This is a genomic window from Sphingomonas sp. BGYR3 (assembly GCF_025153455.1).
Lineage (GTDB): Bacteria > Pseudomonadota > Alphaproteobacteria > Sphingomonadales > Sphingomonadaceae > Sphingomonas.
Genome location: NZ_JANZNT010000002.1, coordinates 231,304 through 252,214, shown reverse-complemented (window position 1 = coordinate 252,214; position 20,911 = coordinate 231,304). Strand labels below are relative to the sequence as shown.

Sequence of the window (20,911 nt, the reverse complement as noted above, 5' to 3'; positions counted from 1 at the left end):
ATCTACTCCCTGTTCCCCAAGCGGCCGGTCTGATCGCGGCCGTCATGTTTAGGTAGTGCGAAGCTGGCGCGAAAAGCATTGCGTGTAAATCGTTCATTTGCTCCAATAAAACGGCAAGGTTGCTGCGACAGTCGCAGCGCCGGGGGACAGCCGCGTTAATGACCGTCACCAATGCGCCCGATGTGACGCAAGCGGCCCCGGCGCCCCCCGCCCCGTTTCCCGATCCGGCCCGATTCGATGGCGCCTATGACCGCGTGCGCGCCGATCCCAGCATCCAGTTCGACCTGCCGTTCAAGGAGGTAAAGCCCGATCCCCCGCCCAAATGGCTGCTCGACCTGATCGGCGCGATCGGGCGGTTCATGGAGTGGGCGGGCCCGGTGTGGTCCTGGCTGTTCTGGATTGTGCTGGCGCTGCTGATCGTCCTGTTGATCGTGGTCGCCGTACCCTCGCTGCGCCAGTGGCTGAAGGAACTGGTCTATCTGCGCCGGCGGCGGGCACAGGCGGCCGAACCGGTCCACTGGGCGCCCACCACCGACGCGGCGCGGCAGTTGCTGGCCGAAGCGGACGCGCTCGCCACGGCCGGGCGGTATGAAGAGGCGGTGCGCCTGCTGCTTCACCGCAGCATCGAGGATATTCAGCGATGGCGCGGCGAACTGGTGCGCCCGTCCCAGACCAGCCGCGATATCGCCGCACTCGACGCGCTGCCGGGTGAGGCGCGGCCGGTATTCGGCCGGATCGTCGCCGTCGTCGAACGCAGCCTGTTTGCCGGACGTGCGCTCGCCCGGTCCGATTGGGAAAGCGCGCGGGGCGATTATGCCCGCTTTGCGCTGAAGGGCGCGTGATGGCAGCAACCGGCACCGCCCCTGCCTTTTCCGTCCGCACCGTCGTTGCGATGGTGGTGGTCGGCGCGCTGCTCGCGCTGGCGACGCTGTTGCTGACCGGGTTCGGTGCCGATATCGACCGGGCGATCGGGCTTCAGGCGCGGGCCGATGCCCGCAACGGCATCGGCTTTCACGCGCTGATGGAATTGACCGAGGCGACCGGCCCTTATGATCGGGTCGTCGTCGGCAAGGCGGACGACCTTTATACCTCCGACATCGTGGTCGCCACGCCGCGGATCGACACCCGGGCAGAGGATGTCGCAGCGCTGATCACCCGGCGGACCTATTATGACGACGATGCCGAGCAGAATGTCGAGGGGCCGACGCTGATCATCCTGCCCAAATGGACCGTGACGGGCATCCCCCTGCTGCGCGACCGGGTGACGCGCACTGGCCTGGTTGAAACCAAGCGGCTGACGGCAATGCTGCCCCCGCTGTTCGGCAAGGTCTCTGTGCTGCAGCAGCCGTCCCAGCCGATCCGCACGGTGTGGAACGGCGCGCGCAGCACGTTCCAGCCGCCGGAGCGGGCCATTCAGACGATAACCGGCAGCAATCTGGAACCGGTGGTCGAGGCGCGCAGCGGCGGCGCGCTGATCGCCAAGGTGAAGGGCCGCGACATCTTCGTCGCCGCCGACCCCGACCTGTTCAACAATTTCGGATTGAGCCGCCGCGACAATGCCCGTGCCGCGCTGGAGATGCTGGCGCTGATGCACCCCGACGATCCCGGCGGCGTCGCGTTCGACGTGACGCTGCTCTACGCCGCTGGCGAGCGCAACGTCCTGAAACTGATGTTCACGCCGCCCTTTCTGGCGGTGACGCTGGCGCTGATTGGCGGGGCGGTGCTGGCGGGCATGGCCACGGCCAACCGGTTTGGCCCGCCCCGGCGCGAACAGCGGGCCTTTGCCGCGGGCAAGCTGGCGCTGATCGACACGGTTGCCATGCTGACCCGGCTGGCCGGGCGCACCGTGGCCAGCGGCGCTGCCTATGCCGATGCGATGCGCGATATCGTGCTGCGCCGCGCCCGGCCCGGCCGGATGCTGACCGATGCGGAGGTCGAGGCGTATCTGGACAGCCTGTCGCCCGATGGCGAGCGACCCTATTCCACCCTGCGCAGCGCAATCGCCGCGGCGCAGACCGAGCCTGAGCTGCTGGATGCGGCACAGGCGCTTCATGACTGGCGAAGGAACGTGACCCGATGACCCTGGAGGAAGTGCGCCAGCTTGGCGCCGCGATCGACGAACAGGTGGCAAAGGCGGTGGTCGATCAATCGGCCATCGTCCGGTTCATGACCATCGCACTGTTTTCCGCCGGCCATGTCCTGCTGGAAGGACCGCCGGGGACGGCAAAGACACTATTGGCGCAAAGTTTCGCCCGCACGCTCGGCCTGGATTTCGGCCGTATCCAGTTCACGCCCGACCTGATGCCCGGCGACATCATCGGATCGAACCTGTTCAATTTCCAGACATCGACGTTCAACCTGACGCGCGGGCCGGTGTTCTGCGAACTGCTGCTGGCGGACGAGATCAACCGCACGCCGCCCAAGACCCAGGCCGCGCTGCTGGAGGCGATGCAGGAACGCGCCATCACCATCGACGGCAAGACAGAGCCGCTGTCCAACCGCTTTACCGTGATCGCGACGCAGAACCCGATCGAACAACAGGGCGTCTATCCCCTGCCCGAGGCGCAGCTCGACCGGTTCCTGTTCAAGGTGTCGGTGGACTATCCGGGCATCGAGGCGGAGCGCGCGATCGTCGCCCAATATGGCGTGCGCACCGGCACCCCGCGTGCCGAGGATATTGGGGTGGAAAAGGTGGCGGATCATGCCGCCATCACAGCCGCCGTCGATGCGGTGTCCGCCGTGACGCTGAAGGAAACGGCGATCGATTATATCGTCGACCTGATCCGTGCGACGCGCAACCATCCCGATCTGTCCAGCGGCGCATCGCCGCGTGCGGCATCGGCGCTGGCCAGCGCGGCGCGCGCTGCGGCGGCGCTGGAGGGGCGCGATTATGTGCTGCCCGACGATGTAAAGCGGCTGGCGCCTGCGCTGATGCGGCATCGCCTGATCCTGTCCCCCGCCGCCGAAATCGACGGCCGCCGGGTGGACGACATCATCGCCGGGATCATCGACAGCGTCGAGGCGCCCCGGTGATCTATCCCACCCAGCGGGCGGTGATCCTGATGGTGGCAGCGGCGCCGGTGGCGCTGCTGATCGGGATCGTGCGGCCCGACGGGTGGATGATCGGCATGGCCTGGGTCGTGCTGTTGATGGCGCTGACGCTGATGGACGGGCTGGTCACGCGGCGGTTTGCCGGCCAGCAATTCGTGCTGGATGCCCCTGCAACGGCACAGGTGGGCGAGGTGATCGACCTGTCGCCCCGCATTGCCGGGCCGCAGGGGGCCGACGATGCCGCCACCACCTTTGCCGTTGAGGCAACAGGCCCGGCAGAGCCGGTTGACCATGCCGGCACCCGCGTGCGGCTGACCCGGCGCGGCACCGCGTCGATCCGGCGCATCTGGGCGCGCCGCCCCGGCCCGCTCGGCCTTGCCTGGCGACAGGCGGTGCGGGACGCCGATCGCGACATCCTGATCCTGCCCGACCTGACGCCGGTCCGGGATCAGGGGATGCGCCAGGTTCAGCGGATTGGCCAGGCGGGCAATCGCCTGCGCCCAGAAGCGGGCGACGGCATGGAATTTCAGACGCTTACCGATTTTCAGCCGGGCATGGCGCGCCGCGCCATCGACTGGAAGGCGTCGGCCCGGCTGAACGCGCTGCTGGCCCGCGAATATCGGCCGGAACGGGAAAATGTCGTCGTTTTTGCCATCGATTCGGGCCGCGCGATGAGCGACCCGGTGGGCGATGTGCCGCGCATCGATCGGGCAGTGTCCGCCGCACTGCTGGCCGGGTTCGTCGCGCTGAAGGCAGGCGACCGTGCCCGCCTGTTCGGCTTTGCCGCCCGCCCCCGGGCGGACAGCGGGACACAGGGCGGCACGCGCGGCTTTTCCGAACTGCACCGTGCCGCCGCCGCCATCGATTACGGCACCGATGAAAGCAATTTCACCCTGTCGCTGGTTACGCTGGATCAGCGGCTGGAACGGCGGTCGCTGATCATCCTGTTCACCGAATTTGCCGATCCGACCGGCGCGGAACTAATGCTGGCGGCGGTTCAGCGGCTCCGGCGGCGGCACCGGGTACTGGTGCTGCTGTTCCGCGACCTCGAACTGGAAACCGTGGTCGATCAACCGCCGAACCGGGCGGACGATGTGGTCCGATCCACCATCGCCCACACCCTGCTGCGCGAACGGCGTATCGTTGCCGAACGCCTGCGCCGGTCGGGCATCGACGTGATCGAGGCCGGACCGGACGACATGGCGCTGGCACTGGTCGAACGCTATCTGAAGATCAGGGAACGGGCATGAACGACACCTCCGCCACGCCGCCGCGCGCCCTGTCCATCTTTACCAGCCGGCATTTCCGTGCGGAGCGGGAGGCGGACTGGCACCGGCTGGAACGGCTGCTCGACCTGGTTGAGGGCAAGTCGCCACGACGGCTTGGCCCGGATGACCTGATCGAATTGCCGCGGCTGTATCGCGCCACCTTGTCGGCGCTGTCGGTGGCGCGCGAAACCTCGCTCGATGCCGCCCTGATTGCGTATCTGGAGGGGTTGTCGACCCGCGCCTATTTCGTGCTGTACGGCACACGCGAGCCATGGCCGCGTCAAATCGGCCGCTTCTTTGCCCATGGCTGGCCGTCGATGGTCCGCCGGTTGCTGCCAGAAATCCTGATCATCACCGCGCTGTTCGTCGCCAGCGCGCTCGCCAGCTATTATCTCGTCGCCAACGATCCGGCATGGTTCGACGCGCTGGTCCCTCAGCAATTCGCCGATCAGCGCAACATGACCGCGAGCGCGGCGACCATGCGGGCCAGCCTGTACGATGCACCCGATCAGGGCGGGCTGGAGGTGTTCGCCGCGTTCCTGTTCAGCAACAATGCCCGCGTCTCGATCTTTGCCTTTGCCCTGGGCTTTGCCTTTGGCATCCCCACGCTGTTGCTGATCGCGTCGAACGCGACGACGCTGGGCGCATTCTATGCCGCCTATATCCCGCACGGCCTGGGCTGGGGTCTGACCGGATGGCTGATGATCCATGGATCGACTGAGCTGTTCGGCATCGTCCTGGCCGGGGCCGCCGGATTGCATATCGGTCGGGCCGTCGCCTTTCCGGGCGAGCTGACCCGCCTGGCCGCAGCATCCGCTGCCGGGCGCCGGGCGGCGACGGTGATGATGGGTGTCGTCATCATGATGGCGGTCGCCGCCCTGCTGGAAGGATTCGGCCGGCAGCTGATCCGCACCGACATGGCGCGATTTGCCATCGCCCTGTCCATGTTCACCTTCTGGGTCGGCTATTTCGCACTGGCCGGGCGGCGGGTCCGGCATGGCTGATCGTCGCCCGCCCCGCCCGCGCCGCCGTGCCGCCACCGATGTGGCCCGCACCCGGCGGCTCGTGACGCCAGAGGGCGTGCCGCTCAACATCACGCTGGGCACGGCGGGTGCGCGGGCCGGGGCATTCTTCCTCGACCTGATCGTGATGCTGTTCGTGCTGATCGTCTTTACCGTCATCGCCCTGCTCACCGGGCTGAACGCGATGAAAGGCGCGGGCGGCATCGTGCTGGCGATCTGGATGATCGGCGCGTTCGTCCTGCGCAATTTCTATTTCATCCTGTTCGAAAGCGGCCGGCGGGCGGCGACGCCGGGCAAGCGGCTGATGAAGCTGCGCGTCGTCAGCCGCGATGGCGGGCGGCTGACTAGCGGGGCGGTGATCGCCCGCAACATGATGCGCGAAATTGAGCTGTTCCTGGCACTGGGCTCGATCCCCGCCGCCCATGTCGAGGGGTTTTCCAGCGGCTGGGCCGCGCTGTTCGGTTTTGGCTGGACGCTGATCTTCCTGTTCTTTCCGTTGTTCAACCGGGACCGGATGCGGGCAGGCGATCTGATCGCGGGCACCTGGGTGGTCGAGGCGGAGCGACGGAAAATCGGCGCGGAACTGCTCGACCGGCGGCCATCGGGCACCGCCATCGCGCCGTTCACCCCGGCCGAGCTGGCGGTGTACGGCCAATATGAGCTGCAACGGCTGGAGGATCTGCTGCGACAAGGCGATGCCGACGCGCTGACCACCGTTGCCGCCACCATCCGGCGCAAGATCGGCCGGCCCGACGACCGCCAGGACCGAGCCTTTCTGGACGCCTATTACACCGCGCTGCGTCAGGAACTGGAACGCAAGCTGCTGTTCGGCAAGCGCAAGGCGGACAAGTTCGACGCCGCAAACTGACGCCGGCGGCTTGCGGGATTGAATGACCGTGCTATCCGATCCCCACGGGCCATGCGGTCGCCCGTTCAGGCATCAGCCCAAGCGCCGCTCCATCAGGCCGCATTTTGCGGCGGGAGCGATCATGCCATGAACTCGTCCGGTCCAGTCACCCCCACCACGCTCGGCCTTGGCCAGTTGTTTTTCCGGTTCCTGCGCTTTGGCTGCCTCGCCTTTGGCGGACCGGTCGCCCAGATCGCGATGATCCGCCAGGCGCTGGTCGAGGAGGAACGCTGGATATCGCCCTCCCGATTCAACCGCCTGCTCGCGGTGATGCAGGTGCTGCCGGGGCCGGAGGCGCATGAGCTGTGCGTGCATCTGGGCATGGTTGCGCGCGGGCGGATCGGCGGCGTGCTTGCCGGACTTGGCTTCATGCTGCCGGGCCTTGTCCTGATGCTGGCTGCGGCATGGAGCTATCATCGCTGGGTTGGCACCATCGACGGGCTGTCCGGGCTGTTCCTGGGCGTTCAGATCGTGGTGCTGGCGATCATCGCCCGCGCGGTGCAGCGGATTGGCGGGCATATCCTGGAAAACCGGCCGCTGTGGCTCATCGCCGCGCTGTCGCTTGCCGCAACTATCGCGGGGGTGCCCTTCTGGATCCCGCTGGTGGCGGGCGGGGCGGCCTATGCCGCTGACGAGCGGCGATGGGCGTGGCCGCTGGTCCTGATCGCGGCGGTGGCGGCCGCATGGATGGTGCATGGCATGGACGGCGCAAGGCCGACACAGGCGCCATCGACGGCCACGACGCTGGCCCTGTTCATCGCGGGGCTGAAGGGCGGGCTGCTCACCTTTGGCGGGGCCTATACCGCCATCCCCTATGTCCGCGCCGATACGGTCCAGCGCGGCTGGCTGAGCGACGCGGCGTTCCTGGACGGGGTGGCGGTGGCCAACATCCTGCCCGCACCGCTGGTCATCTTCGCAACCTTTACCGGCTATGTCGCTGGCGGCATGGCGGGCGCGCTGGCGATCACGGCGGGCATGTTCCTGCCCGCCTTTGCCTTTTCGCTGGTGTTTTTCGAGCGGCTGGAGTCGCTGGTCGACAATCCGGCGCTGCACCGCTGGCTGGCCGGGGTGGCTGCGGCCGTGGTCGGGGTGATCGCAGCGACGCTGATCGACCTTGGCCTCACGGTTGCCGGCCGGACCAGCCAGCCGGTGCCGGCGATCCTGCTGTTCGGGATCGCGCTGGCGATCGTGTGGCGGATCAAGGGGCGCTGGGTTGCGCCGCTGCTGATCGCCGGGGGCGCGGCTGCCGGTTCGCTGGTCGCCCTGTAAGGCTTAACCCGCCGCCTTCGCCTTTGCCGCCAGTTCGTCGTCCAGCGACGCTGCGCGGCGATGGGCGGGGCGATCCTTCAGCCGGTCCCAATAGGCGACGAAACTGTCATGCCGGGGCAGCGTGCCGAACTGCACGCCCCATCCGATCTGCGCGCCGACATACACATCGGCCAGCGTGAACCGGTCCCCCGCGATATAGGGGCGCGTGGCGACCGCATCGGCCAGCACTTCGGCCATCCGGTCGAAGCTACCATAGCCGAACATCCGGCCCTGCTCGGCATCGGGCTCGAACTTCGCATAGCGGTTGGTGATCGCTGCCTCGGCCGGTCCGGCGGCAAAGAACAGCCAACGGAAATAATCCGCCCGCTCCGCCGCCGTCGGCCCCAGCCCCCTGTCGGGAAAACTGTCGGCCAGATAGGCACAGATCGCCGCACATTCGGTGACGACCAGGCCGCGATGGACCAGCGCGGGCACCTTGCCCATCGGATTGATCGCCAGGTAGTCCGGCCCCTTCATCGTCGTTTCGTAATCGAGCACGACGACGTCATAGGGCTCGCCCACCTCTTCCATCGCCCAGCGGGCGACGCGCCCGCGCGAATGGGGGTTGGTGTACAGGATCAGATCGGCCGCCATCCCTTCCTCCTCCGACTCGGGAATTGGAACAAAGGATGAACCCAGCCGATCGGCGGGGCAAGCCGGTCAGGCCATTATTTTCTGAACCCGCTTATTTCTTGAACGCGCTGTCCCAGGCGCTGGCCGGGGTCTGCGCCTCCGGCTCGCCCAGCGCGGCCTGTTCGGCATCGCGCACCGCCTGTTCGCGCTCGGCCCGCAGCTGGGTGATCAGCGCCTCGCGGTCGCCCTCCAGCCGGGTGTCGGTCGGCGCCTCGATGCCCGCGGCCTTGGCGGCCTTGGCTACCAGTGCGTCCAGCTCGCGCTGCGAACACAGGCCCAGCGTCACCGGGTCCTTGGGCGTGATGTTGGCGATGTTCCAGTGGCTGCGGTCGCGGATCGCGGCGATCGTGGTGCGGGTCGTGCCGATCAGCTTGCCGATCGCGCCGTCGCTGATTTCCGGATGGTTGCGGATAATCCAGGCGATGCCGTCGGGCTTGTCCTGCCGCTTGGACACCGGCGTGTACCGCGGCCCCTTGGTCCGGCGGACCTGTTCCGGCCCCTTCATCATCTGAAGCCGGTAATTGGGATCGGCCTGACCCTTTTCGATTTCGTCCTGAGTAAGCTCGTGCGCGCGCACCGGATCGCGGCCGGTCAGCTTTGTGGCGGCGGTATCGTCGGCGATCGCCTGCACCTCAAGGATGTGGAGGCCGCAGAAATCGGCAATCTGCTGAAAGCTGAGCGCTGTATTGTCGACCAGCCAGGCGGCGGTCGCGTGCGGCATGAGCGGCTGGGCCATCTCTTCAAAAATCCTCTAGAAATAACAAGGGCCACCCCTTCCGGGATGGCCGCTGACCCTGATGACTTAATCCTTCTGCCCCGCAAGGGCAAGCATTTGAGGGTTGCGCGGGATTGGTTTTTGATCGAAACTCATTTCATGCGCTATTTCGAAGACATCCAGATCGGCGAAACCCACCGCTTCGGCCAATATGCGGTCAATCGGGACGATGTGATCGCCTTTGCCCGCGCCTATGACCCGCAGCCCTTTCACCTGGATGACGAAGCGGCGGCAGGGACGCATTTCGGCCGGGTCGCCGCCAGCGGCTGGCACAGCTGCGCGATGACCATGGCGATGATCGTCGAACAGTTCGAACAGGATCGGCAGGCATCTTTGGGCGCGGCCGGCATTGACGAACTACGCTGGCTGAAACCCGTCTATCCGGGCGACACGCTGCGCTGCGAGACGGAGGTGCTGGACAAGCGGCCTTCCGCCAGTCGTCCCGAAATGGGCAGCGTGCGCACGCAGATGACCGTGTTCAATCAGGACGATGTGCCGGTGCTCAGCTTCATTTCGATCTCCCTGCTGCGAACCCGCCCGGTCTAATCCTCCGCTCGGCCTTCACGGGCCAGCAACGCCGCCTTGCGATCCAGCCCCCAGGCATAGCCGCCCGGCGACCCGTCGCCGCGCCGGACGCGGTGGCATGGAATGACGACCGCAACCGGGTTCGCCCCGCACGCCGATCCGGTGGCCCGTGTCGCCTGTGGATGCCCGGCGCGCGCGGCCAGCGCGGCATAGCTCAGGCTCTGTCCGGATGGCACCGCCCGCAGCGCCTGCCACACCGCTTCCTGAAACGCTGTCCCGCGAATATCCAGCGGCAGGTCCGCGTCGCTGCCCGGCCGCTCCACCTCGGCCACCACCCGCGCCGCCAGCGTGGACAGCGCCTCGCCCCCCTGCAGGATGTCGGCGCGCGGAAACCGGGCGGACAGCGCCGTCGCATCCTCGTCAAACGCCACCCGGCACAGCCCGCGATCCGTCGCCGCGATCAGCAGCGGGCCAAGCGAAGTTGCCGCGATCGTCCAGCGGATCGTCACCCCCGCTCCGCCCGCCCGCCACGCGGACGGCGTCATGCCCAGCCGGTCTGGCGCGTCGGCATAAAAGCGGCTGGCCGCCCCATAGCCTGCGGCATAAATGGCATCGGTCACACTTCCCTCCTCGATCAGCGCCGACCGCATCCGCTCGCCGCGCAGCGACCGGGCATAGGCGGCCGGCGAAATGCCCATGATCCGTTTGAAAAACCGCTGGAAATGGGCCGGCGAATAACCCGCCTGCGCGGCCAGTTCGGTCAGCGAGGGGGCGGGACCAGCGGCGTCAGCGGCCCTGATGCGTTCGGCCGCCGCACGCACCGTCGCCCGATCGCGGGCCACATCGTCGGGATGGCATCGGCGGCACGGGCGATACCCGGCCGCACGGGCGGCGGCACCATCGGCATGAAAGCTGACCCGTTCCCGCAACGGGCGGCGCGCGGCACAGCTCGGGCGGCAATAGATCCCGGTACTGGCCACCGCGAACACGAAATCCCCGTCCCGCGCCCGGTCGCGCCGGACCACCGCCTGCCAGCAGTCATCGGGATCAGGGTGCATCGTCATGTGCCCGTCCTAGCCCGACCCGATCCCCAAAGCATCCCGCGGCTTGCGATCAAAGCCACGCGATTGGCGCTCCCGCCTTGCCAACGCGTCCTCCTTTCGTCAGGTTAGCGGTAACAAGTCCAATCGGACGCGGAGAGGGATGGATCGCGGATGCTGAGCCGCAGGATAACGGGCCTGCGATGGTGGATCATCGGCATCGTGATGCTGGGCACCATCATCAATTATCTGGTCCGTCAGACGCTCGGCGTCGCGGTGGCGACCGAGCCGTTCCAGGCCGATGTTCCGATGACCAAGGAGGAGTATAGCTGGGTAACCGGCGTGTTTCAGGCATTCATCATGCTGCAGCCCGTGGTCGGCTATATTCTCGACAGCATCGGCCTTCGCCTTGGCATGGCGATCTTTGCCACGGCATGGGGCGTGCTGACCATGGCGCATGGCTGGGTGGCGAACTGGCAGGGGCTGGCGTTGCTGCGCGGCGCGCTGGGCTTTGCAGAGGGCACATCCCACACTCTGGGGCTGAAGGTCGTATCGGAATGGTTTCCAGCGCGCGAACGCGGCTTTGCAGGCGGCATCTATAACCTCGGCGCATCGGCGGGGATAGCGCTGGCCGGGCCGCTGGTCGCCATCGCCATCGTCTGGTGGGATTGGCGTGCGGCATTCTATGTTGCCGGCGTGCTGGCGCTGATCTGGGTCGTCCTGTGGCTGCGCTGGTATCGCACGCCCGAAACCCACCCCAATGTCACCGATGCCGAACGCGCGCTGATTGATCAGGGACAGGAGGCGCATGTGCGCGCCAGCGGCGAAAAGCCGAAGGTGCTGGCACTGCTCGGCCGCCGCAACTTCTGGGGCATCGCCCTGCCCCGCTTTCTGGCCGATCCGACCTGGGCGACACTGACCTTCTGGTTGCCGCTTTATCTCAGCGAGACGCGCGGGCTGAACCTTGGCGAGCTGGCGATCGCGGTCATCCTGCCCTTTGTCGCGGCGGACATCGGATGCCTGGTCGGACCGGCCATCGTCCTGTGGCTGGAACGGCGCGGCATTGCGCTGATAGATGCGCGCCGATGGACGTTCACGCTGGGTGCGGTGCTGATGACCAGCATGATGTTCGTTGGCGGCGTGACCAGCGCCTATGCCGCCGTCGCCCTGCTCAGCATCGGGGCGTTCGCGCATCAGGTGCTGTCGGTCACGTGCATCACGCTGGCCAGCGACCTGTTCCGCCGCGACGAACTGGGCACGGTGGCGGGCATGGCGGGGACTATGGCCAATCTGGGCGTGATGATTTTCACCCTGCTGATCGGCGCGCTGGTGACGCGTATCGGATATGAGCCGTTCTTCATCGCGCTGGCCGTGTTCGACCTGATCGCCGCTGCGATCCTGTGGACGATGGTGGTGAAGCCCGGCGCGGTGCAGCGGGAAAGCGGGATCGTGCCGATCCTGCTGGGCGGCGCGACCACCGCCTATCTGGGCGCGGTTGCCGGGATCGATGCGGCGGGCGTGGCGGGCTATGTCGGCTTTGCATTCGGTGCCCTGCTGCTGGTGCTGGGCATCGCCATCGAGGCGCGGGCACGAAATAGCCGAAAGGGCGTGGCATGATCCTTAATCCCATTCTGCCGGGCTTCAACCCAGACCCGTCGATCGTCCGGGTGGGCGAGGATTATTACATCGCTACCTCCACCTTCGAATGGTTTCCCGGCGTCCAGATTCATCAAAGCCGCGACCTGGAGCATTGGCGGCTGCTGACCCGCCCGCTGACCCGGGCAAGCCAACTGGATATGCGCGGCGATCCCGATAGTTGCGGGGTGTGGGCACCGTGCCTGTCCCATGACGGCGAGCGGTTCTGGCTGATCTATACCGATGTCAAACGTTATGGGCGGACCACGGTGGGGGGCGCATCAGGCGCGAGCTTGCGCGATTTCCACAATTATCTGGTAACGGCGGACAGCATCGAGGGGCCTTGGTCCGATCCCGTCTATATCAATTCCAGCGGGTTCGATCCGTCGCTGTTCCACGCGCCCGATGGCCGCAAATGGTTCCTCAACCAGCTATGGGACCATCGGCCCGGCCGCAACCGGTTTGCGGGCATCGTGGCACAGGAATATGCGCCCGGCGAACAGCGGCTGGTCGGCGAACGGCACCTGATCTTCCCCGGCACCGAGCTTGGCCTGACCGAGGCACCGCATCTCTACCACCGCGACGGCTGGTATTATCTGATCACGGCAGAAGGCGGGACAGGATGGGGTCATGCGGTCACGCTGGCCCGGTCACGCGACCTGCTCGGTCCCTATGAAGTAGCCCCAAACAACCCGATCCTGACCGCACGCGACCGGCCCCATGCCCCGTTGCAGCGGGCGGGCCATGCCGACCTCGTCGAGACGCCGGACGGCACCCCCTGGCTGGTCTATCTGTGCGGGCGACCGATCCCCAATCGCGGCCGCTGCATGCTGGGCCGCGAAACCGCGATCCAGCCGATGCGCTGGACGGCGGATAGCTGGCTGGAAACGCTGGACGGCAGCGGCGATCCGGCGGTCGAGGTGCCAGAGGCGGGCCTGCCCGAACAGCCCTGGCCGGATCAGCCTGTCCGACAGGATTTCCGCGGGCCGGACCTGCCGGTGGACTTCCAGTGGCTGCGCACACCGTATCCGGAGCGGATCTTCTCCCTATCCGCCCGACCCGGAAATCTGCGCCTCTATGGGCGCGAATCGATCGGCAGCCTGTTCGAGCAATCCCTGGTCGCCCGGCGGCTGCAGGCGCATTGCGTCACCGTCACGACGCGGATGGACGCATCGCCCGCCCATTATCAGCAGGCGGCCGGGCTAGTCGCTTATTACAACAGCGCAAAGTTTCACTATCTGCACCTGACGCATGACGATGCCATCGGCCTGCATCTGCGCGTCATGTCCGCACTGCCCGACGGCACCACCGCCGACGCCTTTTCCGAGCCGGTGCCTGTACCACCCGGGCCGCTGGAACTGCGCATGACGATCGACTTCGAAAGGCTGCGCTGTGCCTGGCGTCCGGCCGGCGAAACGGTCTGGCATTGGCTGCCCGAACTGTTCGATGCCAGCATCCTGTCGGACGAGGCGACGGCGCCCGGTGCGCCCAACTTCACCGGATGTTTCGTGGGCGTTGCGGCTCAGGACATGGCGGGTACGGCAATGTCGGCGGATTTCAGCTGGTTCGATTATGTCGAGAGGGACTATGCCACGGACGTGACCCTGCTGGGCTAGGAAGCAATTCCGCACCTATTCCACGGGGTGCGCGGTCACATCCCACCGTTCGACCAGCGTCTGCAACAGGCGGAGCAACGCCTGCCGATCCCGTGCATTCAGCACCCCGAACAGCGCCGCCTCGGTCGCATCGGCAATGCGCGCCAGCACCGGCACCAGCGCCGCGCCCTGCCCGGTCAGTGCCAGCGTCTGATAGCGCCGGTCGCCCCGCCCGCCCCGTGCCCGAACCAGCAGGCCTTTTGCCGTCAGCCGGTCGACCAGCTTGGTAATCGCCCCGCGCGTCATCCCCATCCGCCCGGCCAGTTCGCTGGGCGGCACCGCACCCGCACCATGCAGCGCGCGCAGCAGGACCCATTCGGCCACGGTCACGCCCTCGGCCTCCATCGCGCGGGCAAAGCGATGCGACACATGACCGGACACCAGCCGCAGCCAATGGCCGTGATGATCGTGCAGCGCCGCCGGACCGTCCGTCATCCTTGCCCCTCCCGTTGCATCTTCCTGCCGAAAACTGGCCGAATACAGTTTCCTAGTCAACCACAGGGCGGGAGTCGCTTGCACGTGCCACGGGCGGATGCTAACGGCCGCGCGACTTTGGGCGGACGACATGGTCGTTCCGTCCTTTCATCTTACCAATCGGGGAACCAGGGCGCGTGGAGCATTCCGGCGGACTTCAGGCAGGGTTGAACGGGCGCTATGCAATAGCGCTGTTCAGTCTGGCCCGCGAAGGCAAGACGATCGAAACGGTCGAGGCTAGCCTTGCCACGATCAAGGCGGTGCTGGCCGAATCGGCCGATTTCGCCGCCCTGACCACCAGCCCGCTGATCTCTCGCGCGGCCAGCATGGCAGCGGTCGAAGCGGTGGCAGCCAAGCTGGGCCTGGACCCGGTGACCACGAAATTCCTGGGCGTGCTGGCGAACAATCGCCGCCTGGCTGCCCTGCCCGGCATCATCCGCGCGTTCGGCCAGCTTGCCGCGCATCACCGCGGCGAAGTGACGGCAGAGGTCACCTCCGCCCACCCGCTGACCGATACCCAGGTCACTGATCTGAAGCAGCAGCTTCGCATCCGCATGGGCCGCGAAGTCGCCGTCGATCTTTCCGTTGATCCCGCCCTGCTGGGCGGTCTGGTCGTCCGCATCGGCAGCCAGATGATCGATTCGTCGATCCGCACCCGTCTCAATTCTCTCGCCCACGCGATGAAAGGCTAAGGCACTCGTCATGGATATCCGCGCCGCAGAAATCTCGAAGGTCATCAAGGACCAGATCGCCAATTTCGGCACCGAAGCGCAGGTTTCGGAAACCGGTCAGGTGCTCAGCGTCGGTGACGGCATCGCCCGCATCCACGGCCTCGACAATGTCCAGGCCGGCGAAATGGTCGAATTTGCCAATGGCGTTCAGGGCATGGCGCTGAACCTTGAGGCGGACAATGTCGGCGTCGTGATCTTTGGCTCGGACAGCGAGATCAAGGAAGGCGACACGGTCAAGCGCACCAACACCATCGTCGACGTGCCGGTGGGCAAGGGTCTGCTGGGCCGCGTGGTCGACGGCCTTGGCAACCCGATCGACGGCAAGGGCCCGATCGAGGCGACCGAGCGCCGCCGTGTCGAGGTGAAGGCCCCCGGCATCATCCCGCGCAAGTCGGTGCACGAGCCGATGCAGACGGGCCTCAAGGCGCTGGACGCGCTGGTCCCCGTCGGCCGCGGTCAGCGCGAACTGATCATCGGCGACCGTCAGACCGGCAAGACCGCCGTCGCCATCGACACCTTCATCAACCAGAAGGGCGTCAATGCCGGCACGGATGAGAGCAAGAAGCTCTATTGCATCTATGTCGCGGTCGGTCAGAAGCGTTCGACCGTGGCGCAGATCGTCCGCCAGCTGGAGGAAAACGGCGCGATGGAATATTCCATCGTCGTCGCCGCCACCGCGTCGGAACCCGCCCCGCTTCAGTTCCTCGCGCCCTATACCGGCACCGCGATGGGCGAATATTTCCGCGACAACGGCATGCACGCCGTGATCGTCCATGACGATCTGTCGAAGCAGGCCGTTGCCTATCGCCAGATGTCGCTGCTGCTGCGTCGTCCGCCGGGCCGCGAAGCCTATCCCGGCGACGTGTTCTATCTCCACTCGCGCCTGCTGGAGCGTGCGGCAAAGATGAGCGACGATCAGGGTGCCGGTTCGCTGACCGCGCTGCCGATCATCGAGACGCAGGCCGGCGACGTGTCAGCGTACATCCCGACCAACGTGATTTCGATCACCGACGGCCAGATCTTCCTTGAAACCGACCTGTTCTTTGCCGGCATCCGCCCGGCCATCAACGTCGGCCTGTCGGTCAGCCGCGTCGGTTCGGCCGCGCAGACCAAGGCGATGAAGAAGGTCGCCGGTTCGATCAAGCTGGAGCTGGCCCAGTATCGCGAAATGGCCGCCTTCGCCCAGTTCGGGTCGGACCTCGACGCCTCGACGCAAAAGCTGCTGAACCGCGGCGCGCGCCTGACCGAGCTGCTCAAGCAGCCGCAGTTCAACCCGATGCCGTTCGAGGAACAGGTCGTGTCGATCTTTGCCGGCACCAACGGCTTTATCGACGGTGTCGCGGTGCAGGACGTAGTCCGGTACGAAGCGGCCCTGCTGTCCTGGATGCGCGCCAATCAGGCAGACCTGCTGACCGCGATCCGCGACAGCAAGGACCTGTCCGACGACAGCAAGGCAAAGCTGAAGGACGCGCTGACCGCGTTCGGCAAGACCTTCGCGTAAGCAACGACTGGCGGCAACAAACCTGCCGTCACCCTGAACGTGTTTCAGGGTCCGATGTGCCCAAAGCGACATGGATCGTGGCGGGATGGATGCTGAAACAAGTTCGGCATGACGGTTGAACGATGGTGACGAACTAGATGGCAACGCTCAAGTCGCTGAAACTCCGGATCGGGTCGGTCAAATCGACCCAGAAGATCACCAAGGCGATGAAGATGGTCGCCGCCGCCAAGCTGCGCCGTGCGCAGGAAGCGGCGGAGGCCGGTCGCCCCTATGCCCAGCGGCTGGAGGCGGTCGTCGCCAGCCTGGCGGCAAAGGTCGGCCAGCAGTCGGGCGGTCCGCTGCTCCTGTCCGGCACGGGCAAGGATCAGGTGCATCTGCTGGTCGTCGCAACCAGCGACAAGGGCCTGGCCGGTGCGTTCAACACCAACATCGCCCGCGCTGCCCGCCGCCGGGCCGAGGAACTGCGCGCCGCCGGCAAGACGGTTCAGTTCTACACCATCGGCCGCAAGGGCCGCGGCGTGCTGGCCCGCAGCTATCGGGACCTGATCATCCATTCGATCGAGCCGGGTGACCTGGGCAAGCTGACCTTTGTCGAGGCAAAGGCCTATGCCGACGATCTGATCGCCCGGTTCGAACGCGGCGAATTCGACGTGGCGCACCTGTTCTATGCAACGTTCAAGACGGTGCTGACGCAGGAGCCGACCGAACAGCAGATTCTGCCGGTCAAGGTACCGGCCGCCGCCGCCAACGACACCAGCGGCGCCGTGGTGGAATATGAACCGGACGAGGAATCGATCCTGGCCGATCTGCTGCCCCGCAACGTTGCGATCCAGCTCTATCGTGCGATGCGCGAGAACGCGGCGTCGGAACAGGGCAGCAAGATGACCGCGATGGACAATGCCACGCGTAATGCCGGCGACCTCATCAAGCGGCTGAACATCGAATATAACCGCCAGCGTCAGGCCGCGATCACCACCGAACTGGTCGAAATCATTTCGGGTGCCGAGGCGCTGTAATGGTTCGCTCCGCCGCCCTTGCCCTTGTCAGCATCCTCGCCCTGTCGGCCTGCAAGCCGCAGCCGACGGTGCTTGAGAATGAGGCAGCGGTGGCCAATGAGGTTGCGGCGCTGAACGGCCCCGACCGGTTGTTCGCTGCGCCCGCAGCGGCCACGGGCGCGGCCCGGCAGTTCGGGTTCAAACCCGGCGATTTCGCGGCCGTCGATGACGGATTTGCCAGCACCGGTTCGGCCGTGATTTCCGCACCCGAAGCGGCAAAGCCCAACCGGGTCGATTTCGCCGCCAGCGGCCCGGCCGCCGACCGCATCGACCGCATCCGGTTCGATGTCGTCCTGTCGGATGCCGCCAATGCCGATGCCGCCCGCCAGCGTGCAGCGATGCTGGTGCGCGATTATCTGGCCCAGTTCGATCTGGCCGATCCGGCGATGGTCGATGCCGTTGCCGCGGGCAAGGATGCCCGTGGTACCATCGGCGGCGCCGTCGCTTTCACTGTTGCGCCCAAGGGCGATAGCATCACCGTCACCCTAACCCCGCCGACGCCGTCCGCGTCCGCCTGACCTTCGCAAGCTGAGGACTGAACCATGGCAACCGCGCCTGAAATGACCCGCCCCACCACCGGCAGCAACAATGTCGGCCGCATCGCCCAGGTGATCGGCGCCGTTGTCGACGTGACGTTCGACAATGCGCTGCCCGCGATCCTCAACGCGCTCGAAACCGACAATAACGGCCAGCGTCTGGTGCTCGAAGTGGCGCAGCATCTGGGTGAGAACACCGTGCGCACCATCGCGATGGACGCGACCGAGGGCCTGACCCGCGGTCAGACCGTCACCGACACCGGCGCCCAGATTTCCGTGCCGGTCGGTCCGGCAACGCTCGGCCGCATCCTGAACGTGGTCGGTGAGCCGATCGACGAGCGCGGCCCGGTCGCCACCGATCTCAAGTCGCCGATCCATGCCAAGGCGCCGGAGTTCATCGACCAGTCGACCGACAGCGCCATCCTGGTGACGGGCATCAAGGTCATCGACCTGCTCGCCCCCTATGCCAAGGGCGGCAAGATCGGCCTGTTCGGCGGCGCGGGCGTCGGCAAGACCGTGCTGATTCAGGAACTGATCAACAACATCGCCAAGGGCCATGGCGGCACGTCGGTGTTCGCCGGCGTCGGCGAGCGGACCCGTGAGGGCAACGACCTGTATCACGAATTCCTCGACGCGGGCGTCATCGCCAAGGACGCCGACGGTAACGCCATTTCCGAAGGGTCCAAGGTCGCACTGGTCTATGGCCAGATGAACGAGCCGCCGGGGGCCCGTGCCCGCGTCGCCCTGTCGGGCCTGACCATCGCCGAATATTTCCGCGATGTCGAAGGTCAGGACGTGCTGTTCTTCGTCGACAACATCTTCCGCTTCACCCAGGCGGGTGCCGAAGTGTCCGCGCTGCTCGGCCGCATTCCGTCGGCCGTGGGCTATCAGCCGACCCTGTCCACCGACATGGGCGCGCTGCAGGAGCGCATCACCTCGACCAACAAGGGCTCGATCACCTCGGTCCAGGCTGTGTACGTGCCCGCCGACGACTTGACCGATCCGGCGCCGGCCACCTCGTTCGCTCACCTTGACGCGACGACCGTGCTCAACCGCGCGATCTCCGAACTCGGCATCTATCCGGCGGTGGATCCGCTCGATTCGACCAGCCGCGTGCTCGAGCCGCGCATCGTCGGTCAGGAGCATTACGAAACCGCCCGCGCCGTCCAGTCGATCCTGCAGAAGTACAAGTCGCTGCAGGACATCATCGCCATCCTCGGCATGGACGAGCTGTCCGAAGAGGACAAGCTGACCGTCGCCCGTGCCCGCAAGATCCAGCGATTCCTGTCGCAGCCGTTCCACGTCGCCGAAGTGTTCACCGGCATCCCCGGCGCATTCGTGCAGCTGGAAGACACGGTGAAGTCGTTCAAGGCGGTGGTGAACGGCGAATATGACCACCTGCCCGAAGCAGCCTTCTACATGGTCGGCGGCATCGATCAGGCGGTCGAAAAGGCCAAGAAGCTGGCTGCCGACGCCTAACTGCCAATAGCCCTCTCCCCCTTCCGGGGGGAGAGGGTTGAGAGAGAGACTGTGCCCCGTGCCAGCCGCTCTCCGACACCTCCTCTCCCCGACCCTCTCCCCTGACGGGAGAGGGAGAAGGTAACCACCATGCTGCACTTCGAACTCGTCACGCCCGAAAAGCTGCTCCGCTCGGAACAGGTCCACATGGTCGTCGTCCCCGGCAGCGAAGGGGATTTCGGCGTGCTGGAAGGGCATGCGCCGATGATGTCGACGATCCGCGACGGCCAGCTTGCCATTTACCGCACCGAACGCGGCGAGCCAGAGGTTCTGCCGATCCGCGGCGGCTTTGCCGAGGTGAACGAGCGCGGCCTGACCGTGCTGGCCGAACAGGCCGGCTGATCGCCGCATACCCGGCTTCACGCCTGTGAAAAGGGCCCCGCATCTGCCTGGGCCCTTTTTCGTTTGCCGCACGGCTGCCACGGTCTATCCTGCTCATATGATGGTACGTGCCGCTGCGCTGATCGCGCTCGCCCTTGCCCCCGCCGCTGCGGCCGCCGGGGAACCGCTCAACGGATATGTCCTCGCATGGTCCGATGAATTCGACACCCCCGGCCTGCCGGATGCAACCCGCTGGACCTATGATACGCATCGCAACGCACAGGGCTGGTATAACGAGGAAGCGCAATATTACGCCGCCAGCCGCCCCGAAAATGCGCGGGTGGAGGACGGCAAGCTGATCATCGAGGCGCACAAGGAGACGCTGGATAACGCCCGTTTCCCCGATTTCGGCGGCCAGAACTATACCTCAGCCCGGCTGCTCAGCGCGCCGACCGACTGGCTCTACGGCCATGTCGTGACGCGGGCCAAATTGCCCTGTGCGCGTGGCACCTGGCCCGCCATCTGGATGCTGCCCGTCGCCAGCGATGCGGGATGGCCGCGCGGGGGCGAAATCGACATCATGGAACATGTCGGCCACACCCCCGGCGTGATTCACGGGTCGGTGCATACCGAAGCGTTCAATCACATCCGCAACACGCACAAGACGGGCACAGTCAATTCCGCCGACGTCTGCTCTGCGTTTCACGATTACAGCGTTACCTGGACACCGGACACGGTCGAAATGGCGATGGACGGCCAGCCCTATTTCCGGTTCGACAATGACGGCAAGGGGGATCGGGCGACCTGGCCGTTCGACAAGCCGTTCCGCCTGATCCTCAACATCGCCATCGGCGGCACCTGGGGCGGCAGCAAGGGAATCGACGATGCCGCCTTTCCGCAACGGATGGAGGTGGAGTATGTCCGCTACTATCGCCGCCCGGAATGACCGGGGCCTT

General features: G+C 66.3%; 21 protein-coding genes. 17 read left to right on the top strand and 4 right to left on the bottom strand.

The features are described 5' to 3' along the window. Positions 1-158: 158 nt before the first annotated feature. The 7 genes from NYR55_RS13020 to chrA all read left to right on the top strand — a co-directional run bounded on the left by NYR55_RS13020 (position 159) and on the right by chrA (position 7,517). Positions 159-842, top strand: coding sequence for a hypothetical protein (locus NYR55_RS13020; RefSeq protein WP_260021943.1), 684 nt, complete (start codon positions 159-161; stop codon positions 840-842). Further along, positions 842-2,080, top strand: coding sequence for a hypothetical protein (locus NYR55_RS13015; RefSeq protein WP_260021942.1), 1,239 nt, complete (start codon positions 842-844; stop codon positions 2,078-2,080). Before NYR55_RS13020 ends, NYR55_RS13015 begins: the two co-directional genes overlap by 1 nt. After that, positions 2,077-3,033, top strand: coding sequence for a MoxR family ATPase (locus tag NYR55_RS13010; protein WP_260021941.1), 957 nt, complete (start codon positions 2,077-2,079; stop codon positions 3,031-3,033). Before NYR55_RS13015 ends, NYR55_RS13010 begins: the two co-directional genes overlap by 4 nt. Beyond that, positions 3,030-4,301, top strand: coding sequence for a DUF58 domain-containing protein (locus NYR55_RS15005; RefSeq protein ID WP_260021940.1), 1,272 nt, complete (start codon positions 3,030-3,032; stop codon positions 4,299-4,301). Before NYR55_RS13010 ends, NYR55_RS15005 begins: the two co-directional genes overlap by 4 nt. Further along, on the top strand, positions 4,298-5,323 hold the full coding sequence (locus NYR55_RS13000) for a stage II sporulation protein M (protein ID WP_260021939.1): 1,026 nt from the start codon (positions 4,298-4,300) through the stop codon (positions 5,321-5,323). Before NYR55_RS15005 ends, NYR55_RS13000 begins: the two co-directional genes overlap by 4 nt. Beyond that, a complete protein-coding gene (locus NYR55_RS12995) occupies positions 5,316-6,209 on the top strand; it encodes an RDD family protein (protein WP_260021938.1) in 894 nt (297 codons plus the stop codon). Before NYR55_RS13000 ends, NYR55_RS12995 begins: the two co-directional genes overlap by 8 nt. A 126-nt stretch (positions 6,210-6,335) precedes the next feature. Next, on the top strand, positions 6,336-7,517 hold the full coding sequence (gene chrA, locus NYR55_RS12990) for a chromate efflux transporter (RefSeq protein ID WP_260021936.1): 1,182 nt from the start codon (positions 6,336-6,338) through the stop codon (positions 7,515-7,517). A gap of 3 nt (positions 7,518-7,520) precedes the next feature. On the opposite strand, the gene NYR55_RS12985 is transcribed toward chrA, so the two are convergent. Together NYR55_RS12985 and NYR55_RS12980 are read right to left on the bottom strand one after the other, a co-directional pair. Beyond that, the gene (locus NYR55_RS12985) at positions 7,521-8,150 is read right to left on the bottom strand and encodes a glutathione S-transferase family protein (protein ID WP_260021935.1); all 630 of its coding nucleotides are present in this window, start codon (positions 8,148-8,150) and stop codon (positions 7,521-7,523) included. Positions 8,151-8,241: 91 nt separating this feature from the next. Further along, positions 8,242-8,925, bottom strand: coding sequence for a DUF1013 domain-containing protein (locus tag NYR55_RS12980; RefSeq protein WP_260021934.1), 684 nt, complete (start codon positions 8,923-8,925; stop codon positions 8,242-8,244). Between the two features lie 138 nt (positions 8,926-9,063). Here NYR55_RS12980 and NYR55_RS12975 point away from each other — a divergent pair, with 138 nt between their 5' ends. Further along, positions 9,064-9,510: a MaoC family dehydratase gene (locus NYR55_RS12975; RefSeq protein ID WP_260022385.1), complete on the top strand. Its 447-nt coding sequence runs from the start codon at positions 9,064-9,066 to the stop codon at positions 9,508-9,510. Here NYR55_RS12975 and ada read toward each other — a convergent pair. Continuing rightward, positions 9,507-10,553: a bifunctional DNA-binding transcriptional regulator/O6-methylguanine-DNA methyltransferase Ada gene (ada, locus tag NYR55_RS12970; RefSeq protein ID WP_260021933.1), complete on the bottom strand. Its 1,047-nt coding sequence runs from the start codon at positions 10,551-10,553 to the stop codon at positions 9,507-9,509. The genes NYR55_RS12975 and ada overlap by 4 nt on opposite strands. Positions 10,554-10,703: 150 nt before the next feature. On the opposite strand from ada, the gene NYR55_RS12965 reads away from it, so the two are divergent. Continuing rightward, complete coding sequence (locus tag NYR55_RS12965) at positions 10,704-12,146, top strand: MFS transporter (RefSeq protein ID WP_260021932.1); 1,443 nt, start codon at positions 10,704-10,706, stop codon at positions 12,144-12,146. Next, the gene (locus NYR55_RS12960) at positions 12,143-13,780 is read left to right on the top strand and encodes a glycoside hydrolase family 43 protein (protein ID WP_260021931.1); all 1,638 of its coding nucleotides are present in this window, start codon (positions 12,143-12,145) and stop codon (positions 13,778-13,780) included. Before NYR55_RS12965 ends, NYR55_RS12960 begins: the two co-directional genes overlap by 4 nt. Positions 13,781-13,795: 15 nt before the next feature. Here the strand turns inward: NYR55_RS12960 and NYR55_RS14955 are convergent, their stop codons facing one another. Beyond that, the gene (locus NYR55_RS14955) at positions 13,796-14,254 is read right to left on the bottom strand and encodes a MarR family transcriptional regulator (protein ID WP_279338864.1); all 459 of its coding nucleotides are present in this window, start codon (positions 14,252-14,254) and stop codon (positions 13,796-13,798) included. Between the two features lie 176 nt (positions 14,255-14,430). On the opposite strand from NYR55_RS14955, the gene NYR55_RS12950 reads away from it, so the two are divergent. From NYR55_RS12950 to NYR55_RS12920, 7 genes are all read left to right on the top strand, one after another. Further along, positions 14,431-14,985, top strand: a complete 555-nt coding sequence (locus tag NYR55_RS12950) for a F0F1 ATP synthase subunit delta (protein ID WP_260021930.1) — start codon at positions 14,431-14,433, stop codon at positions 14,983-14,985. 10 nt (positions 14,986-14,995) lie between these two features. Then, on the top strand, positions 14,996-16,525 hold the full coding sequence (gene atpA / locus NYR55_RS12945) for a F0F1 ATP synthase subunit alpha (RefSeq protein ID WP_260021929.1): 1,530 nt from the start codon (positions 14,996-14,998) through the stop codon (positions 16,523-16,525). A gap of 137 nt (positions 16,526-16,662) precedes the next feature. Beyond that, positions 16,663-17,541: a F0F1 ATP synthase subunit gamma gene (locus NYR55_RS12940; RefSeq protein WP_260021927.1), complete on the top strand. Its 879-nt coding sequence runs from the start codon at positions 16,663-16,665 to the stop codon at positions 17,539-17,541. Further along, positions 17,541-18,098 carry a hypothetical protein gene (locus NYR55_RS12935; RefSeq protein WP_260021925.1) on the top strand — a complete coding sequence of 186 codons (558 nt, stop codon included), beginning with the start codon at positions 17,541-17,543 and terminating at the stop codon, positions 18,096-18,098. Before NYR55_RS12940 ends, NYR55_RS12935 begins: the two co-directional genes overlap by 1 nt. A 24-nt stretch (positions 18,099-18,122) precedes the next feature. After that, positions 18,123-19,595 carry a F0F1 ATP synthase subunit beta gene (atpD, locus tag NYR55_RS12930; protein WP_279338863.1) on the top strand — a complete coding sequence of 491 codons (1,473 nt, stop codon included), beginning with the start codon at positions 18,123-18,125 and terminating at the stop codon, positions 19,593-19,595. A 129-nt stretch (positions 19,596-19,724) separates the two neighbouring features. Further along, the gene (locus NYR55_RS12925; protein ID WP_260021923.1) at positions 19,725-19,976 is read left to right on the top strand and encodes an ATP synthase F1 subunit epsilon; all 252 of its coding nucleotides are present in this window, start codon (positions 19,725-19,727) and stop codon (positions 19,974-19,976) included. 97 nt (positions 19,977-20,073) lie between these two features. Further along, positions 20,074-20,901, top strand: a complete 828-nt coding sequence (locus tag NYR55_RS12920; protein ID WP_260021921.1) for a glycoside hydrolase family 16 protein — start codon at positions 20,074-20,076, stop codon at positions 20,899-20,901. Positions 20,902-20,911 lie beyond the last annotated feature (10 nt).

Excerpts from the sequence above, each read along its gene's own strand:
- atpA (WP_260021929.1), top strand. The coding sequence starts at position 14,996 with ATGGATATCCGCGCCGCAGAAATCTCGAAGGTCATCAAGGACCAGATC.
- NYR55_RS13015 (WP_260021942.1), top strand. The coding sequence starts at position 842 with ATGGCAGCAACCGGCACCGCCCCTGCCTTTTCCGTCCGCACCGTCGTT.
- NYR55_RS12965 (WP_260021932.1), top strand. The coding sequence starts at position 10,704 with ATGCTGAGCCGCAGGATAACGGGCCTGCGATGGTGGATCATCGGCATC.
- NYR55_RS14955 (WP_279338864.1), bottom strand. The coding sequence starts at position 14,254 with ATGACGGACGGTCCGGCGGCGCTGCACGATCATCACGGCCATTGGCTG.
- chrA (WP_260021936.1), top strand. The coding sequence starts at position 6,336 with ATGAACTCGTCCGGTCCAGTCACCCCCACCACGCTCGGCCTTGGCCAG.
- NYR55_RS13010 (WP_260021941.1), top strand. The coding sequence starts at position 2,077 with ATGACCCTGGAGGAAGTGCGCCAGCTTGGCGCCGCGATCGACGAACAG.
- NYR55_RS12975 (WP_260022385.1), top strand. The coding sequence starts at position 9,064 with ATGCGCTATTTCGAAGACATCCAGATCGGCGAAACCCACCGCTTCGGC.
- NYR55_RS12920 (WP_260021921.1), top strand. The coding sequence starts at position 20,074 with ATGATGGTACGTGCCGCTGCGCTGATCGCGCTCGCCCTTGCCCCCGCC.
- NYR55_RS13000 (WP_260021939.1), top strand. The coding sequence starts at position 4,298 with ATGAACGACACCTCCGCCACGCCGCCGCGCGCCCTGTCCATCTTTACC.
- ada (WP_260021933.1), bottom strand. The coding sequence starts at position 10,553 with ATGACGATGCACCCTGATCCCGATGACTGCTGGCAGGCGGTGGTCCGG.
- atpD (WP_279338863.1), top strand. The coding sequence starts at position 18,123 with ATGGCAACCGCGCCTGAAATGACCCGCCCCACCACCGGCAGCAACAAT.
- NYR55_RS12935 (WP_260021925.1), top strand. The coding sequence starts at position 17,541 with ATGGTTCGCTCCGCCGCCCTTGCCCTTGTCAGCATCCTCGCCCTGTCG.
- NYR55_RS12980 (WP_260021934.1), bottom strand. The coding sequence starts at position 8,925 with ATGGCCCAGCCGCTCATGCCGCACGCGACCGCCGCCTGGCTGGTCGAC.
- NYR55_RS12925 (WP_260021923.1), top strand. The coding sequence starts at position 19,725 with ATGCTGCACTTCGAACTCGTCACGCCCGAAAAGCTGCTCCGCTCGGAA.
- NYR55_RS12995 (WP_260021938.1), top strand. The coding sequence starts at position 5,316 with ATGGCTGATCGTCGCCCGCCCCGCCCGCGCCGCCGTGCCGCCACCGAT.
- NYR55_RS12985 (WP_260021935.1), bottom strand. The coding sequence starts at position 8,150 with ATGGCGGCCGATCTGATCCTGTACACCAACCCCCATTCGCGCGGGCGC.
- NYR55_RS12940 (WP_260021927.1), top strand. The coding sequence starts at position 16,663 with ATGGCAACGCTCAAGTCGCTGAAACTCCGGATCGGGTCGGTCAAATCG.
- NYR55_RS12960 (WP_260021931.1), top strand. The coding sequence starts at position 12,143 with ATGATCCTTAATCCCATTCTGCCGGGCTTCAACCCAGACCCGTCGATC.
- NYR55_RS13020 (WP_260021943.1), top strand. The coding sequence starts at position 159 with ATGACCGTCACCAATGCGCCCGATGTGACGCAAGCGGCCCCGGCGCCC.